The organism is Terriglobus sp. TAA 43 (assembly GCF_000800015.1).
GTDB lineage: Bacteria > Acidobacteriota > Terriglobia > Terriglobales > Acidobacteriaceae > Terriglobus.
Genome location: NZ_JUGR01000001.1, coordinates 2090614 through 2107493 on the forward strand (window position 1 = coordinate 2090614; position 16880 = coordinate 2107493).

The 16880-nt window shown below is 57.2% G+C and carries 12 protein-coding genes; 6 read left to right on the top strand and 6 right to left on the bottom strand.

Annotated elements, in window-relative coordinates; translation table 11 throughout:
• Positions 1-49: 49 nt before the first annotated feature.
• Positions 50-1294, bottom strand: a complete 1245-nt coding sequence (locus M504_RS08905) for an NAD(P)/FAD-dependent oxidoreductase (protein ID WP_232296217.1) — start codon at positions 1292-1294, stop codon at positions 50-52.
• 68 nt (positions 1295-1362) lie between these two features.
• Here M504_RS08905 and M504_RS08910 point away from each other — a divergent pair, with 68 nt between their 5' ends.
• The 3 genes from M504_RS08910 to M504_RS08920 all read left to right on the top strand — a co-directional run bounded on the left by M504_RS08910 (position 1363) and on the right by M504_RS08920 (position 5413).
• Complete coding sequence (locus tag M504_RS08910) at positions 1363-2826, top strand: serine hydrolase (RefSeq protein WP_047494168.1); 1464 nt, start codon at positions 1363-1365, stop codon at positions 2824-2826.
• Positions 2827-2863: 37 nt separating this feature from the next.
• Complete coding sequence (gene msrA, locus M504_RS08915) at positions 2864-3532, top strand: peptide-methionine (S)-S-oxide reductase MsrA (protein WP_047490319.1); 669 nt, start codon at positions 2864-2866, stop codon at positions 3530-3532.
• A 117-nt stretch (positions 3533-3649) separates the two neighbouring features.
• Positions 3650-5413 (top strand): VWA domain-containing protein, encoded by a 1764-nt coding sequence (locus tag M504_RS08920; RefSeq protein ID WP_047490321.1) that lies wholly within the window; start codon positions 3650-3652, stop codon positions 5411-5413.
• An 18-nt stretch (positions 5414-5431) separates the two neighbouring features.
• Here M504_RS08920 and M504_RS08925 read toward each other — a convergent pair whose 3' ends face one another.
• The gene (locus M504_RS08925) at positions 5432-6301 is read right to left on the bottom strand and encodes a Nif3-like dinuclear metal center hexameric protein (RefSeq protein WP_084214233.1); all 870 of its coding nucleotides are present in this window, start codon (positions 6299-6301) and stop codon (positions 5432-5434) included.
• Between the two features lie 31 nt (positions 6302-6332).
• Positions 6333-7058 carry a hypothetical protein gene (locus tag M504_RS21230; RefSeq protein WP_052200550.1) on the bottom strand — a complete coding sequence of 242 codons (726 nt, stop codon included), beginning with the start codon at positions 7056-7058 and terminating at the stop codon, positions 6333-6335.
• A gap of 81 nt (positions 7059-7139) precedes the next feature.
• Here M504_RS21230 and M504_RS08935 point away from each other — a divergent pair, with 81 nt between their 5' ends.
• Positions 7140-7445 (top strand): DUF3861 domain-containing protein, encoded by a 306-nt coding sequence (locus M504_RS08935; RefSeq protein WP_047490324.1) that lies wholly within the window; start codon positions 7140-7142, stop codon positions 7443-7445.
• Between the two features lie 141 nt (positions 7446-7586).
• On the opposite strand, the gene M504_RS08940 is transcribed toward M504_RS08935, so the two are convergent.
• Complete coding sequence (locus M504_RS08940) at positions 7587-8486, bottom strand: trypsin-like peptidase domain-containing protein (RefSeq protein WP_047490327.1); 900 nt, start codon at positions 8484-8486, stop codon at positions 7587-7589.
• A gap of 132 nt (positions 8487-8618) precedes the next feature.
• Entirely contained in the window at positions 8619-11432 is a 2814-nt protein-coding gene (acnA, locus tag M504_RS08945) for an aconitate hydratase AcnA (RefSeq protein WP_047490330.1), read from the bottom strand.
• Positions 11433-11786: 354 nt separating this feature from the next.
• Between acnA and M504_RS08950 the strand changes: the two genes are divergently transcribed.
• The gene (locus M504_RS08950) at positions 11787-13769 is read left to right on the top strand and encodes a YXWGXW repeat-containing protein (protein WP_052200551.1); all 1983 of its coding nucleotides are present in this window, start codon (positions 11787-11789) and stop codon (positions 13767-13769) included.
• A 66-nt stretch (positions 13770-13835) separates the two neighbouring features.
• Here the strand turns inward: M504_RS08950 and M504_RS08955 are convergent, their stop codons facing one another.
• The gene (locus tag M504_RS08955) at positions 13836-15173 is read right to left on the bottom strand and encodes an Nramp family divalent metal transporter (protein ID WP_047490333.1); all 1338 of its coding nucleotides are present in this window, start codon (positions 15171-15173) and stop codon (positions 13836-13838) included.
• 63 nt (positions 15174-15236) lie between these two features.
• Between M504_RS08955 and purD the strand changes: the two genes are divergently transcribed.
• Positions 15237-16493: a phosphoribosylamine--glycine ligase gene (gene purD, locus M504_RS08960; RefSeq protein WP_047490337.1), complete on the top strand. Its 1257-nt coding sequence runs from the start codon at positions 15237-15239 to the stop codon at positions 16491-16493.
• The last annotated feature ends 387 nt before the right edge of the window (positions 16494-16880 follow it).

Sequence of the window (16880 nt, forward strand, 5' to 3'; positions counted from 1 at the left end):
AGGATGCCGATTGCCTTGCGAAGTCAATTCCATCCTGGCCATGAAGGAATCAGAGAGCAAACCCCACCGCAGATTTCACCTTATTCCAGACCCACGTGGGAACCGTACTACGCATCATGTGATTGCGAAGCTGTTCATAGGTGGATGCGCCCATGCTGTAACCAATGATCAAACGCAGCAGCTCAGGATCTTCTTTCGCCTTGCGCACCAGAGCATCCATGCGCCCACTACCGTTGAACAGACGATGCTGAATATCCACGGAATGCAAAAGGTCGTCACCAATCTCCTGCCTCCACGCCTTCTCATAAGCTGACAGCACTTGCTCGTCATACTGTTTTGCCCGAATCGCGTTCAGTGCCGTATCCGCTGCAAGCGCACCGCTGGTCATCGCATAGAAGATACCCTCTGCAGTAAACGCATTCACAAATCCACCCGCGTCCCCTGCAAGCAACACACGGTCTGTATAGGTCTTTGCGAGCGGCCCACTGACAGGAATAGGGAACGCCTTGTAGCCATTACGATTCGTCTCCCCGGTCACGTCACCATGCTGCTTCAACGTCTCCACCCACTGCGCATGATGCTCCGCGCCCTTGCCACGCAGCTCCTTCAGGTACCAGTCCAGCTTGCATCCAAAACCAAGGTTCAGATGATGCGTCTTGGGAAAGATATATCCGTAACCAAAGGTCTCTGTCAGTGTCAGAAAAAGATAGATGGCATCCCGATCCTTCACATCCAACCGCGAATAATCCGTCTCCTCCATCATGTCCACGGCATATTCCTTATGCGCCGCTTCACTGCGAAGTCCCGTATGCCGCGCGATAACAGAGTTCGCAGAGTCCGCACCGATAATCATTGGCGCGGTGATGATCTCGCCTTCCGTCGTGTCCAACTCCACATGCGTTGGCTTCACTTCGCATTTGCGAATCATCGTTCCCAACCGCACGGTGCATACAGATGCTGCAAGTTTGAAGAGTGCCTCATCAAACTGCCAGCGACGCACAAGATACAGAATTGGCTCGCCCTGCTGATAGGTCACACGCGTTCCATCCGGTGACTCCAGATGCACGCGACTCACAGGATTGACCGGCACTTCACCTGCATCGAAGAAATCGCGCACATAGGGAAAACGATCCAACAATCGCGCGGAAAGTCCACCACCACACGGCTTTTCACGTGGAAATTCCGTAGCCTTATCGATGAGCAGAACCTTAGCCCCAGCCTTACCCAACTTATAGGCAGCCGTTGAACCAGCGGGGCCACCACCGACAACGATGACGTCAAATGGAGTACTCATGGCAGGTGTCCATTGTGCCACCATCCTTGGACTACACTGCGAATATCTGTAATGCAGGAGATGCCGCCTTGCGAATCCTTCCAGCTTTTGCACTTTCCGTTGTGCTGACAGCCCCTACCCTCCTGCACGCCCAGAAGCTCAACGATGCCGACCGGACAAAGATTGAATCGGCCATGACGAAGGTCATGGACGACACCGGAACGCCGAGCATCTCCCTCGGCATTGCTCGTGGTGGCAACGTGATTTACACCAAGGCCTTTGGTTATGCCGTACTGGAAGAGCGGGGAGCACACCACCAGGCCGCCGTTCCAGCAGATGCTGCCATGGCGTATCCCATCGGCTCCATCTCCAAGCAGTTCACCGCCGCATGCATTCTGCTACTACAGGAGCGTGGCAAGCTGAAGCTCGACGATCCCGTCAGCAAGTGGTTTCCCGACTTCTCGGGAGCCAACAAAGTCACCATCCGCAACCTCATGACACACACCAGCGGCTATAGCGACTACGCTCCGCAGGACTACACCATTCCAGCGTGGACCAAGCCAGTCAAAAGCGAAACGCTGATACGCGAATGGGCCACGAAGCCGCTCGACTTTGAACCGGGAACACAGTGGCAGTACAGCAACACCAACTTCCAACTGGCCGCGCTGATCATTGAAAAAGTCAGCGGCCAAAAATTCCATGACTTCCTCTGGGCAAATGTCATCACACCGTTGAAGCTGAAAGGCGTTCTGGATCTGGACACCGACCGAGCCAAGCTGCAGGTGCGCGGCTACGAGCGCCACGCGATGGGGCCGCTGCGTCCCGCCATTCTGGAGTCGCCCGGCTGGTACACAGGCGACGGCGGATTGGCAATGCCCGTAGCCACTCTGCTCCAGTGGGACGAGAGCATTGTGCATCGCACACTGCTGAAGCCCGCAAGCTACGACGAGATGATCAAGCCCTACCTGTTGAAAGATGGAACCGACTCGCACTATGGGCTGGGTGTGACCTCACAGGTACGCAATGGCAAGCGCATCGTGTCGCATTCCGGTGAAGTAGGCGGCTTTGTTTCCAACAACGTCATCGACGTAGATGACGACATAGCCTTTGCAGCGCTCACCAACGTCGAAGGCCCCGGAGCAGCCCCGGCAACAAGCGCTCTTGTGCCCACCCTGTTGCCGTCGCTGGTAAACGCGGCTCCGAACAAGGCCACACCAAAACCGGAAGAAGCCACCGCGCCCGCAGAACCCATCTACGACAAGGCCCATGCAGAACAGGTAAAGACAATTCTGCTCGGCTTGCAGAAGGGGACGCTGGATCGTAACCTGTTCACCACCGACGCCAACTTCTATTTCAACGAAACGACGATCGGGGACTTTAAATCCAGCCTTCAACCGCTCGGCACTTTGCAGACCGTAACCCAAACGTCAGAAAAACTACGTGGTGGCATGATCTTCCGGACTTACGATGCAGAGTTCGCGGGCAAAACCCTCGACGTAACTACTTACACGCAAAACGACGGCAAGCTGGAACAGTTCCTGGTAGAACCGTAAAGCCTGTCCCGCGCGTCCAATCACTGTGAGGTTCGCCATGCACCGATTCTTCCGTGTTGTCCTTGCCGCGGCTCTTCTCTCCGTCACGATTGCCTGCTTCGCGGTAGATCGCGGCACCTTTCCCGTGCCGAAGGTCGACGCAGCAAAGGCTCCCGGCAAGCTGCAGACAGCAGTATTTGCAGGCGGCTGCTTCTGGGGAACGCAGGCCGTATTTGAACGCGTGAAGGGCGTCAAGAAAACAGTCGTGGGCTATGCCGGCGGCAAGGCATCTACAGCGACTTACGATCAGGTGACAACAGAGACCACCGGCCACGCTGAAAGCGTTGAGGTGCAGTACGATCCGTCTGTGATCACCTACGGCGAACTGTTACGCATCTTCTTCTCCGTAGCGCATGACCCAACGCAGCTCAACCGCCAGGGTCCAGACGTTGGCACGTCCTATCGCTCCGCCATCTTCTTCATGACGCCGGAGCAACAACAGATCGCGCAAGCCTACATTGCGCAACTGGACGCAGCGCACATCTTCAAGTCAAAGATCGTCACCGAAGTCGCCCCCCTGAAGGGCTTCTATCGCGGCGAGGATTACCACCAGGACTACGCTCTGAAGAATCCCGATAACCCGTACATCCTCGTATGCGACCGCCCAAAGATCAGCGCGTTGAAGAAGCAATACCCAGACCTGTTCGTGGAGTACCACGGTCAGTAAACGCCACCGCTGACCGTAGAGTCATTTTCTTTAGTCGCACATGCATCGACGGTGATAGGCTCTTTCCCACACCATGCGAGCCACGTTTTCTGGGGCCGTGGAGGGAGCCTGCCGTTGATGCGTTTCGTTGCCCTGTTTGCCTGCCTGATCGTCCCTGCCGCAGCACTTGCCCAAAATAACGCCGTCCCCACGCTGCGAACCGATGTGCGCCTGACCACGGTGGACGTCATTGTTACCGATAAAAAGGGTACCCCCGTACGCGGGTTGAAGGCAGACGACTTTTCCGTCCTCGAAAACAAACAGCCGCAGACAATTCGCAACTTCGAAGAGCACCTTGGCAATACACCCACCGTCTATGACCCTCCACCGCCCGGCGTTTTTACGAATGCCACCGTAGCGCGCGGCGGCGTGAGCAACGTCATTCTGATCGACTTCCTGAACACTCCACCAACGGATCAGCGTTACCTTCGCGATCAGCTCGTAAAGTTTCTGGCATCAGAGAAACCCGGCACGCAAACTGCAATCTTCACCATGAATTCATCCGTGCATTTGTTGCAGGACTTCACATCCGATCCCAACCTATTAAAACTAGCGGCTCTTCGCTTGGGCACCAGGTTCTCCAGTTACACGCAGTTGCTTCAGAGGGGCCCGGATTCACGGATGCAATCGCTGGAAACCTTGTATGAAGGTTCTAACAGTACGGTGCAACAGCAGATCAGCGCGCTCATGCAGTCACTTGCTGAATACACCGCGCTGGAGCAGATGCAGTTTCAACGACTCAAATCATTGGACACGATGAGCTGTCTGCACGATGTGGCGAGATATCTCAGCGGTGTGAATGGACGTAAAAATCTGGTCTGGATCTCAGGTGGCTTTCCCATTTACATCATGAAGGATCCGGAGACGACCACGTCGCCATTTCAAGGGACGGAGGTTCTCGATCACGAAATGCGTGACCTGCAAAATGCCCTCGCCTCAAACCAGATTGCGTTGTATCCCGTAGATCCGCGCGGCCTCCCTGTCCCGCCGTCAGCTCTTCCCTCCGAAGGGGGTAGCACGGGCGACCTAGGAGCACAGCAGCGCATGAATGCCAGCAGTGCCTTCTCCCCGCAGGACAAGGGGTACTACAACGATCAGCATCAGGAACACAGCATCATGGAGGAACTCGCCGATGCCACCGGCGGCAGGGCCTACTTCAACACCAATGACATCAGTGGCGCTCTCAGCGAAGCTTCAGCCGACGGATCGCAGTTCTATACGCTGACGTACACGCCGCCCGCTTCGGCCAAATCTGGCCAGTTTCGCGACATTGACGTTACAGTCAAGGGCAAAAACTTGCGCCTGCGTTACCGCAAGGGCTATTACTCACTGGGGCCATCGAAAAATGAACTGACTCCGCTGAATACGAAGAAGACTTCGTTCAATATGCAAGCCATGGCGCCGCAAAGCAGCGAGGTACTGTTTCAGGTTGAGGTTTCCAAACCTGCCTCAGAAACAGTGAAGGCCCAAATCATTGGCGCCCCCGTCTTTGAAGCGTTACCTCATGGCACGTATCAATTAAATACTTTGGTGGACTTCTCCACCTTGCAGTTCTCACCCGACGCTGATGGCAAAATGCATGGCGTGGTGGATGTCGCCACCGTCATCTATGACAAGAACGGTAAAGTGCTGGATTCGCGCAACGACCGCGCCACGCTTGCCTTGGACGCCACACGCTATCAGGCGATGATGAAAAGCGGCATGCGCTATCACCAGACTGTTGCCATACCAGACAAGGGCGATGGCTACGTTCGCGTTGCCATACACGACGCCATGACCGACAAGTTAGGCACAGTGCAGATGGCGATGGATGCCATACGCACCTCGGCAAAGCCCCATTAATTGGCCGCTATCGCAACGTTAGTGAGCCAGCCAGTAAGGCTCGCCTGCGGGGATGAAATCCACGCGCAGGCCGGGCATGGTTTTGCGTAACCAGTTCGCAAAGTTATCCATTCCAGGTTCTTCACTGGTGTAGTGCCCCATCAGGATCAGCGCCTTGTGACGTCCCTGCTGCTGAGCATCCCACGCATACGAAATCGTCTCCCACTCCGGAATCTCGCCGCCCACCAGCACTTCCACGTCATCGCGTTCCAGCACTTTAATCTGGCGCTCCGCACCGGGCGCGCCGGGCGCATACGCAATCTTCGTCACCACCAACTTTGGGTCACCAATCACACGCACAATCTTCGCGCCGGTCGCTTTCCGTAACTGCTCGGCCAGTGCTGCAACGGTCACAGGCTTGGCCGTATACAGCATCGGAGCGCCAGGTTCTCGATGAGCCTCGGCCCAACCCGCCTTCGCCTTCCAGCCCTCCATGATGAAGTCCGGCTGATGCGCGTGCGCCCCATCATGCCAGCGGAAGACCACCAGTTTGTGATCTGCAATGTACTTCAGCTTCTCGGCGAGTACCGGATCGTTCGGATACAGATCCGTTTTATCCAGATGGTTATAGAAGCTCGGCTCGTGCGTGACGATCAGGTTGTCGCCCGCAGCAACTGCCTTGCGCAACACATCCATCGTGGGTGAGATCGTCGTCGCGATTCCGGTAACCACTGTCTGCGGATCACCTGCCTTAATCGTGTCCACCGTGTTCGGCCCCGGTACAATCCCGGCAGCCTCACGCATCTTCGCAATCAACTGTTCCGCAGTCAGCGCCTGCTGTGCAGAGATACCAGTAGTAGCCAGCAACAAGGCCGCCACCAACCATGATCGTTTTCCAAGTGAATGCATCGGCACGCCTCTCCCTTATCCCGGCAGCATGTTACTGCATACGCTGCATCGCCTTCAGGTACGCTTCGTTTTCTGCTTTGTAGATCGTCTGCAGATCACGCTCTCCATGCACAGCTTGTTCCGCAATGGCGTGAATCGTGGCAAAGTTAAGCGCAATGCTACGGGCCTGATTCTGCTGCGCCGCCAATGCTGCCATGTAACGTCGCACATCATCTGGCGTCGCGTCCTTCCATGTATTCGCAGCAGCACCCGGCGTACCGAAGCGCGCGGTGAATTCATTCAGACTGCTACCCGCCACATCCAGCACGTTAAACGACGCCGTCAGATTCTGGATCGGACCATCCACTTCCGAAAAGACACGAATCTCATCTTCAGACAACAGCGCCAACCGACCGCTTGCCTTAGCGGCTTGATAGGAAGGATCGTTCGGCTGATCCCAGTCTGCAACACCCGGCACCTCTGGCAATGCGGGGATCGCAGTGTGATGCAGAAACGCATCCTGCGTCTGCCGAATCACACGAGCGTCCCGCGCCACCATGGCCTCGTAATATCGCTGCGCACCTTCCGCATTCGTCACAGCGATCTCCAGATCACGTTGCATGCCTTCACGCACTTCATGCCGCTGGTGCTGACGATGCATCCATTCCGCAGTCTGCTCCAGGGCAATGGCAACCAGCAGCCCCAACACCACGATGCCCATATGAATAAAGAACTGTCGCCAGGTCATCACCGGCTCTTCCGGTACGTGCACTTCCATTTACTTACGGGCTCCTTAAAGCAGGTGTTCAAGGAACACCATACCCGAATCCGAGCTCGCATTCCCTGCGTCGAATGAGGTATGGATCAGTACCGTTACAAACTGACGTTGGAACGCGTAGCAGGCAAAGACGGCGTGGTACGTGGAAACGCCGACGACAAAATCACCTTTGAGGCCTACAACCACGACGATCTGTTCAACATCCTCGAACGCCAGAAAGCGAAAGGCCTATGGGATGACGACACAGCAGCCCAACTCGCCATCGGCTTCAAAATGTTCGCAGAGGTCGCACTGCATCACCGCAATGATCCCCTCTTCGAGCCACTAATGCCGCACATCAAAGAGTTCATCGGACGCCTGAAAGCACTGCCTTCAAACTCGCAGTAACAACAGAGGCCCGGAGCAATCCGGGCCTCTGCATGTTGTTGCGATTTTTCCGTTACGCCTTGCCAGCCAACTGACGCAGCACATACTGCAGAATGCCGCCGTGCTGGTAGTACAGGATCTCCTGCAGAATATATTGCACCTTTAACGATCAATCAGCTCGTAGATGAAATCTGTGGGTACGGCTATGGCATAGCCTGAGTTTGTCAGAATTTGAACACCCACAGTTTGTGAACCGGCTGTATTAGCAAACGGTACATACTGGCTCACCACTCCAATAAGGTTGAACGAGTAGCCAAGCCCTTGGTGGTCAATCTCAAAGACCGGGCCTCCACTGTTTCCGAAGAATACTTGGCAGTCAAGCACAAGACTCTTATTTGCCGCGTTCGTTCCTGCAAGTGCTCCTCTACGGACGAGCGGTCTAGCGTAGTCGATCTGCTTTAAATCTGCCAGACCAATCGAAGATGGATAGCCCATTACAACAATATCGTTTCCAATCAGAGTCTCCGAGAGACGCTTCGTATTTTCGGCAGACACTCCAAGAAGCCCCTTCCTCGATGCCTTTTGAAGCGTTACACCAGGGACACCTACAGCCTTGAGTGCAGTCGGGCCTATCGTCAGATTCTGCTTTCGCTCTTCATCAGAGTATGGGACTAACTGCGCGACTTTCACAATCGCCACATCTTGGCTGCGGTGATACTTAGCAACTGCTGTTTGAACCACTGCATCGAGGTCGATCTTGAAAACGTTAGCTGATGTATCACTTGGATCTTGCGAATATGACGTCAAGGTCAACTCGTGTGCTATTGGCTCAAAGTCAGCCGACAGCCCACCCGCTGGGAGATGCTTCGGCTTGAAGAGAACGTGACGTGCACTCACTAAATAAACTGCATCGTGGTAAGAAAAGAAAAAGCCAGACCCAGACCCTTCGGAGTCCTCGATCAGAACGGCGCTCGCTAAATTGTCGCTAGGAAACGATCGTTGTTGATCTTGCCCAAGGCCCCAACGGGTAGAAGAGATAACCAAGACAAAAGCCATGAGCATACGCTTCAAAGGACACCTCCGAGAACTCCTCAAATCTCGAGAACATTCGCGGGAGAAGATGCGGATGACTGGTCCGCACCTTGTCTTTCCTGATTTTCAACAGCTTTACAGGAAATTCCACCGCAAGAACGTCTACGCCTTACCCGCCAACTGACGCAGCACATACTGCAAAATGCCGCCGTGCTGGTAGTACAGGATCTCCTGCGGCGTATCGATGCGTACTGTTGCCGGAATATGCAGCACGGTACCGTCAGCCTTCTTCGCTTCCACGGTGATCTGCTTGCCGTTGGCGAACTTCGCATCCAGCATGTCCTTCAGACCGGGCACGCTGTACACTTCTTCGCCAGTCAGGCCCATCGATTCCACATTGTCACCTTCCTGGAACTGCAGTGGCAGAATGCCCATGCCCACCAGGTTCGAACGGTGAATGCGCTCGTAGCTCTCTGCCAGCACAAAACGAATGCCCAACAGACGCGGTCCCTTCGCAGCCCAATCGCGCGAAGAACCCGAACCGTATTCCTTACCGGCAAGAATCGCCAGCGGCGTGTTGCGCTTCGCGTACTCAACGGACGCATCATAGATGCTCATGCCGGTGCCTTCCGGCAGCAGACGCGTCACACCACCTTCAGTTCCCGGGGCCAGCTTGTTGCGCAGACGCACATTCGCAAACGTGCCGCGCACCATCACCTCATGGTTACCGCGACGCGAACCGTAGCTGTTGAAGTCCGCAGGCTTCACGCCGTTGTCCGTCAAGTACTTGCCTGCGGGACCGTTCAGCTTGATAGAGCCAGCAGGCGAGATGTGATCCGTCGTCACCGAATCACCCAGCACCGCAAGCACGCGCGCATCATGGATGTCCGTTACCGGCGCAGGCGTCGCAGGCATGCCGTCAAAGTACGGAGCCTTGCGGATGTACGTGGAGTCAGCCTCCCATCCATACACATCGCCCAGCGGGAACTTCAGCGCCTGCCAGTTATGATCGCCGTCAGAAACAGTGCTGTACTGCGTGCGGAACATCTCCGCATCAATGCTGTCGTGAACGGTCTTGTTAACTTCTTCCTGCGACGGCCAAATGTCCTTCAGGAAGACATCGCTGCCGTCCTTACCCTTGCCGATGGGCTCGTTATCGAAATCAAAATCGATACGACCAGCCAGCGCATACGCAACCACCAGCGGCGGCGACATCAGATAGTTCGCACGCACATCCGAGTTGATGCGGCCTTCAAAGTTACGATTGCCGGACAGCACGCTGACCGCAACCAGGCCATGCTCTTCAATCGACTTCGAAACATCGGTAGGCAGGGCGCCCGAGTTGCCGATGCAGGTCGTGCAACCATAACCAACCGTGTTGAAGCGCAACGCGTCCAGATACGTCTGCAACCCAGCCTTGTTGTAGTAGTCGGTCACGACACGCGAACCCGGCGCGAGTGAAGTCTTCACCCAAGGCGGCGTCTTCAGTCCCTTTTCAACGGCCTTCTTCGCCAGCAAACCAGCAGCCAACATCACGTACGGGTTCGACGTGTTCGTGCATGAAGTGATCGCCGCAATCACGATGCTGCCGTGATGCAGGTAAGGATCAACGTCGATACCAAAGCGATCCTTGATCGACGCAATCGGTTCGCTGCCATCCTTGCCCGGCTCAGCCGTAGCAACGGTGGATTCAAGAGAACCATCAGCCGATGCATGACCGCCCTCGCCTACCCAACGCACAATCTGGCGATCGCCCTTGGTGTTTGCATTCGGACCATACAGCGACGGCAACTGCTTCGCGAACGATGCCGCAGTCTGCGACAGCGCCACGCGATCCTGCGGACGCTTCGGTCCGGCAACGCTCGGCTCCACAGTGGCAAGATCCAGTTCCAGAGTGCTGCTGTACTGCGCTTCCGGCGCATCCGCAGTGTGGAACATGCCCTGCGCGCGGTAGTAATCCTCAACCAGCTTTACCTGCTCATCCGTGCGTCCAGTCAGGCGAAGGTACGCCAACGTCTCCGCATCCACGGGGAAGATGCCGCAGGTCGCGCCATACTCCGGAGCCATGTTCGCAATCGTGGCGCGGTCAGCCAGCGGAAGTTCGCTGATGCCGCTGCCGAAGAACTCCACAAACTTGCCAACGACACCATGCTTACGCAGCATCTCGGTCACAGTCAGGACCAGATCGGTAGCCGTGGTTCCCTGCTTCAACTTGCCCGTCAGGCGGAAACCCACCACCTGCGGCACCAGCATCGACACCGGCTGGCCCAGCATCGCAGCCTCTGCCTCAATGCCGCCCACACCCCAACCCAGAACACCCAGGCCGTTGACCATCGTCGTGTGCGAATCGGTGCCCACGCACGTATCGGGATACGCTTCACCGCCCGGCGTCGTAAACACCACGCGCGCCAGGTACTCCAGGTTCACCTGGTGGCAGATACCCATGCCCGGAGGCACCGCGCTGAAGTTGTTGAACGCGCTCTGTCCCCACTTCAGAAAGGCGTAGCGCTCGCGATTGCGCTGGAACTCCAGCAGCGAGTTGATGTCATACGCGTTCTTCAGACCGTATTCATCCACCTGCACCGAGTGGTCGATGACCAACTCAGCAGGGATCAGCGGATTGATCTTTTCCGCGTCGCCGCCCAACGCCTTCATGGCATCGCGCATCGCACCCAGATCCACAATCGCCGGAACACCGGTGAAGTCCTGCATCAGCACGCGCGCAGGCATGTAGGCAATCTCGCGCGAAGGTTCCGCGCTGGGCTGCCACTTGGCAAGAAATTCAATGTCGTCCGCGGTGACGGTCACGCCGTCTTCGCGGCGCAGCAGATTCTCCAGCAGAACCCGCAGCGAGAAAGGCAGGCGCGCCAGTTCCACGCCTTTTTCTGCCAACGAATCCAGACGGTAATAGGTGTAGCTCTTGCCGCCGGAGTTAAGGGTGGCGCGGCTTGCGAAAGTATTCAACGAAGTGCTCATTAGGACAGTCCTCAGTCGCGTCTGAAAAGGCGCGGGGTCTGGCCGCAGACCATGCGGCATTCGCAACGCGAAGCCTGGCCCAGGCGGCTGTGGCAATCAAGAGTAGCAAAACAGGAGCGATACAGAATTACAGAGAGATACGGCCGCGATCATGCCTGCCGCGGCGGAAACGCTTCGACCTGATCAGGGAGCGGTCCATGGGGTCTATGGTAACGCGGAACGGGTACTCTTCAAAAGTGCCGGAGATGCGGAAATAGTTTCTCGCAACCCTTTCTCCCAGACGGGGTTTGATTCATGCAGGATGGGATCAACGGCAGACAGTTCCACAGCATCTGACCATCCCTGAGGATTTTTATGAAGAACGTATCGCTCTACCGGTCTGCAGTACTTATTTCCTCGCTGGGCCTCGTCCTGACGGGATGCCGCAGCAACGCGGCGAATCCCGCGCCTATCGTGGACGGCAACGCCGCCGCCACCGATCCTGCCAATGCGAACCTGCTTCCCACCCAGGTGGCCGGCGTTAGCTACGCCGCCATGCCGCAGAGCAATGGCACCAGCTACGCACCGCAAGCCGCTCCGCAGGCTGCCCCACAGGCTGGCCGCAACACGCAAAATGAAGCTCTGCAGTACAACACCACGCCCCCGGCCTATCAGGGCGACGATCAGCAGCAACAACCGCAGCAGCCCGTCTACGACAACTCGCAGCCACAGCAATACAGCAACGGCCAGCCCTACACTGACCAGCAGGCTGCCAACGCCGCGGAATACGACGAATACAACGCCCTGCTCGATCCCGACGTTCCCGCTGCAACAGAACCACCTCCCCCATTGCCCCAGGACTATGAACAGCCTGTAGCCCCCGGCCCTGACTATATGTGGACCCCCGGCTATTGGGATTACGCAACCGCCGGTTACTACTACGTCCCCGGAGCATGGGTTGCGCCTCCGTACGTTGGTGCGTTGTGGACGCCCGGATGGTGGGGCTGGTACGGCAGTCGCTATCGCTGGCACCACGGCTATTGGGGCCAACACATCGGCTACTACGGTGGCATCAATTACGGCTTCGGCTACATCGGCTTCGGCTACCAGGGTGGCTACTGGAATAACAATCACTTCTGGTACAACACCGCAGTCAATCGCGTGCAGCCAGGGCGGGTAAACAACTACGTCTACAACCGCCGCGTGGAAGTCATCAACAACACGTACGTCAACAACTCGCGTGTCTCCTACTACGGCGGCAACGGCGGTCTTCGCCGCGGCCCTGCACCGCAGGAATTTGCTGCAGTGCGCGAGCAACGTGTACCTCCGATGCAGTCGCAGGTGCAGAATCGCCAGGCAGCCATGCAGAACCGTTCGCAGTTCTTCCAGCAGAATCGCGGCCGCCCCAACATGGTCACGACAGCACAGCCTCTGCCTGCACAACGCGGCATCGTTGCGCCTCCCCGGACCATGTCCCCCATGCCCGGAAACAATCTGCACCCCGGACAGAACGGCTTCAACGGCGCACTGCCCGCAAACGCGAATCAACAGCAACGGCAGCAGTTTGAACAACAGCAGCGTGTTCAACAACAGAACATGCAGAACCAGCAGCGCATGCAGCAGAACATGAATCCGCAGCAGCGCCAGCAGTTCGAGCAGAACCAACAAAACCAGCAACGACAGCAACAGCAAAACCTGCAGAACCAGCAGCGCATGCAACAGAACATGAACCAGCAACAGCGCCAGCAGTTCGACCAGCAGCAGCGCGTGCAACAGCAGAATCTGCAGAACCAGCAACACCAGCAGCAGGAACAACAACGACAGCAGCAACAGAACCTGCAGAACCAACAAAACCAGCAGCGGCAGCAGCAGGAACAACAGCGCCAACAGCAGCAGAACACGCAGAACCAGCAACGCATGCAGATGGATCAGCAGCGCCAGCAACAACAGAACCAACAGCGTGAGCAGGAGCAACAACGGCAGCAGCAGGTAAATCAACAGAACCAGCAGCGCCAGCAGGAACAGCAACGCCAGCAGCAGGTGCAGCAGCAGCAGCGTGACCAGCAACAGCAACAACAGCGCGCTCAGGAACAACAGCGTCAGCAGCAGATACAGAATCAGCAACGCGAACAACAGCGGGCGCAGGACCAGCAGCGGCAACAGATGCAGCAACAACAGCAGCACATGCAGGAGCAGCAGCATCAGGCGCAACAGAATCAACAACGCCAGATGCAACAGCAGGTACAGCAACAACACCAGATGCAGCAGCAAATGCAGCATCAGCAACAGCAGGTGCAACACGCTGCCCCGCCACCACAGGCGCCTCACGGCGGAGGCGGTGGCGAACACCGTCACTAAGCTGTCGTAGTAAAGAAGGAAACTTGCATGAGGCCGCGCTGAAAGGTGCGGCCTCTTCTTTTGCCGCTATGCCGTGAACATCTGCCAGAGCAGAACGCAGTTGAGCCCAATGATGAGCATCGCCACAGTCCATCCTGCAACCGCTGTCGCACGGTTATTGCAGAACTCACCCATCACACTCTTCTTGCCCGTCAGCAGCAACAGCGGCACGAGCGCAAAGGGGATACCGAAGGACAGCACCGCCTGCGACAGCAGCAACACCTTCAACTCATCCAGTCCCATCGCAATCACCACCAGCGCCGGGATGATTGTGATCAGGCGACGCAGATAGATAGGAAACTTAACATGCAGGAATCCTTCAATCACCACCTGCCCGGCCAACACACCAATCGTCGATGAGGACAAACCGCTGCACAGCAACGCCACGGCAAACGCAACCTGCGCCATGGGCCCCAGCAAAGGTCCAAGCGTTTGATGCGCGCCTTCCAGCTTGCTGATGGCACCCTCGCCCACGCCGCCCAGCGCCGCTGCCGCCATGATCAACATGGCCGAGTTAATCAGCCACGCACCGTTCATCGCAAAGATGATGTCGATACGTTCAAAGCGCAGATAACGCCGACGGAAGTCGCGCAAACGACCTGCTGCCTGCGCGCGACTGGCACCACCGCTGACGCCATGCTCCACAAACGTCGACAAACGCGGCTGCATCAGTGACGAGTGCAGATAAATCACATGCGGCATCACCGTCGCGCCCAGCATGGCCACGGCAATGTACAGCGTCTCGTGATTCAGGTGCGGCACCAGCGTTCCACGCACCGCCTGCGACCAATCCGGATGTACCAGGAAGATCTCAATCGCGTAGCAGAAACCAATGGCACTGACCAACGCAATGATCACGCCCTCAAAATGCCGAAAGCCACGCTGATTCAAAGCCAGTAACAAAAACACAAACACCGTGGTGGCAAGTGCAGCCAGAAACATCACGGTCGTACGGCTCATGCCATGAGCGAGGAAATATGGCCCTACCAACAGATAAAAACCGAGCGCCGCGCCAAGAAACTCCGCCAGATCCGTGGCAATCGCGCTAATCTCCGCTCCCACCCACAACAGCCACACCACAGGCTTTGAGAAATGTTCGCGGCAACACTCTGGCAACGTATTCCCTGTCGCAATTCCCAGCTTCGCGGACAGGTATTGCACCAGCATGGCCATCGCATTCGACCACAGCAAAACCCAAAGCAGCGTGTAGCCATACTTGGCGCCGCCGACGATATTCGAAGCAAAATTGCCGGGATCGATATAGGCGACTGACGCTACAAACGCCGGGCCAAAGAACGTCCATAGCTCGCGCATCGTGATGCGCGTCTCAGCCTTCTCTTCCGAAATGGCAGTCTTTAGGCTCACCTAAATGAAGCATACCAGCATCTGAGCCACCTTCCACACAATTCCCGCGAGATACTAGAGACCATGAAGGTTCTGGTGATTGGTGCAGGCGGCCGTGAACATGCCATCTGCTGGGCGTTGCGAAAGTCCGCGCGTGTGAACGAACTGGTGTGCGCACCAGGCAACGCGGGCATTGAAACCATTGCAAAGTGCCTGCCCGTAAAGCAGGACGACGTGGCCGACATGCTGCGCGTCACCGACGCTGTGCAGCCTGACCTGGTCATCATCGGCCCGGAAGTCCCTCTGGCCGCAGGTATTGTGGACGCTCTCAATGAACGCGGCATCCGCGTTTTTGGCCCTACACAGGCCGCAGCACAACTGGAAAGCAGCAAAGCCTTCACCAAGGACTTTCTCCAGCGCCACAACATCCCCACCGCCCGCTACGTCACGGTCCACACCCTAGACGAAGCCCAGACCGCGCTGCCAGAGTTCTCCCTCCCCGTGGTCCTGAAGGCCGACGGCCTGGCCGCGGGCAAGGGCGTCATCATCGCCACCACCGACGCCGAAGCCGACGCCGCCGTCCAGGAACTGCTCCCCATGAACGGCTCACTCGTCATCGAAGAGTTCCTCACCGGCGACGAACTCAGCGTCTTCGCCCTCTGCGACGGCGAGCACGCGGCAATCATCGCCGCCGCGCAGGACCACAAGCGCATCGGCGAAGGCGACACTGGCCCCAACACCGGCGGTATGGGCGCGTATTCCACGGACCTGCTGCTGCCCGACGACCTCAAAACCTGGGTGCTGGAACAGGTTGCACAGCCCACCGTTGACGGCATGAAGGCCGAGGGATACCCCTTCCGCGGCATCCTTTTCATCGGCCTCATGATGACACCGAACGGCCCTAAAGTCCTTGAATTCAACACGCGTTGGGGCGATCCGGAGACCGAAGCCATCCTCCTCCGCCTCGAAATCGACTTCCTGGACCTTGTCGATGCCTCCATCGACGGCACGGCGGACAAGCTCGACATCCGCCTCAAGCCGGGCGCAGCCATCAGCGTGATCCTGGCCAGCGCGGGCTACCCGGCCAGCGCGGAAAAGGGCGTCGTCATCCACGGCCTGAACGCCTCTCTTCCTGCGAATGTCGAGGTCTTCCATGCCGGAACGGCGCGCAATGAAGCGGGAGAAATCGTTACCGCAGGTGGCCGCGTCCTGGCCATCGCTGCCGAAGCAGAGAACCTTCGCCGAGCCGCCGGAAAGGCCTACGACGCCGTTTCTGGCATCTCCTTCAAGGGCATGCAGATGCGTCGCGACATCGGCTGGCGCGCGCTCCAACGGGAATAACCGACGATCTCAAAGCCGCTCAAGCAGGAGTCAGGGAGAGCCGCAACAGGGGCTCTCCCTGTTTCTGTTTTCGTCTCGCGAACCTTCTTCAATCATCTGGCCGTTTCTGGCGCTTGCCTTCGAAAGCTTGATTTCATTGACCCACGCCTTTTCGAGTCCTATACTTAAACCAAGCTCTGGCGCTTTGGGGATTTTGCGCGGGCTACCTTGGACAATTCGCTCTTGCGGTTTCAACCAGCGGCGCCTGTGCGTCGTCTGCTAACACATCGAAACACGTTTCAGCGCACTGCCGGTAGTGGCCCCCTTTTGAATCCTGAAGGCACTGCGGAGCGTCAATAGCTGGGTGGCTGCCCGCTGCCATCCCCCGCTAAATTCTGAAACTGAGAG

What these genes read in the sequence shown, in the direction of transcription:
- M504_RS08905 (WP_232296217.1), bottom strand. Translation starts at nt 1,294, where the DNA reads ATGAGTACTCCATTTGACGTCATCGTTGTCGGTGGTGGCCCCGCTGGT.
- msrA (WP_047490319.1), top strand. Translation starts at nt 2,864, where the DNA reads ATGCACCGATTCTTCCGTGTTGTCCTTGCCGCGGCTCTTCTCTCCGTC.
- M504_RS08920 (WP_047490321.1), top strand. Translation starts at nt 3,650, where the DNA reads ATGCGTTTCGTTGCCCTGTTTGCCTGCCTGATCGTCCCTGCCGCAGCA.
- M504_RS08925 (WP_084214233.1), bottom strand. Translation starts at nt 6,301, where the DNA reads ATGCATTCACTTGGAAAACGATCATGGTTGGTGGCGGCCTTGTTGCTG.
- M504_RS21230 (WP_052200550.1), bottom strand. Translation starts at nt 7,058, where the DNA reads ATGGAAGTGCACGTACCGGAAGAGCCGGTGATGACCTGGCGACAGTTC.
- M504_RS08935 (WP_047490324.1), top strand. Translation starts at nt 7,140, where the DNA reads ATGGATCAGTACCGTTACAAACTGACGTTGGAACGCGTAGCAGGCAAA.
- M504_RS08940 (WP_047490327.1), bottom strand. Translation starts at nt 8,486, where the DNA reads ATGCTCATGGCTTTTGTCTTGGTTATCTCTTCTACCCGTTGGGGCCTT.
- acnA (WP_047490330.1), bottom strand. Translation starts at nt 11,432, where the DNA reads ATGAGCACTTCGTTGAATACTTTCGCAAGCCGCGCCACCCTTAACTCC.
- M504_RS08950 (WP_052200551.1), top strand. Translation starts at nt 11,787, where the DNA reads ATGAAGAACGTATCGCTCTACCGGTCTGCAGTACTTATTTCCTCGCTG.
- purD (WP_047490337.1), top strand. Translation starts at nt 15,237, where the DNA reads ATGAAGGTTCTGGTGATTGGTGCAGGCGGCCGTGAACATGCCATCTGC.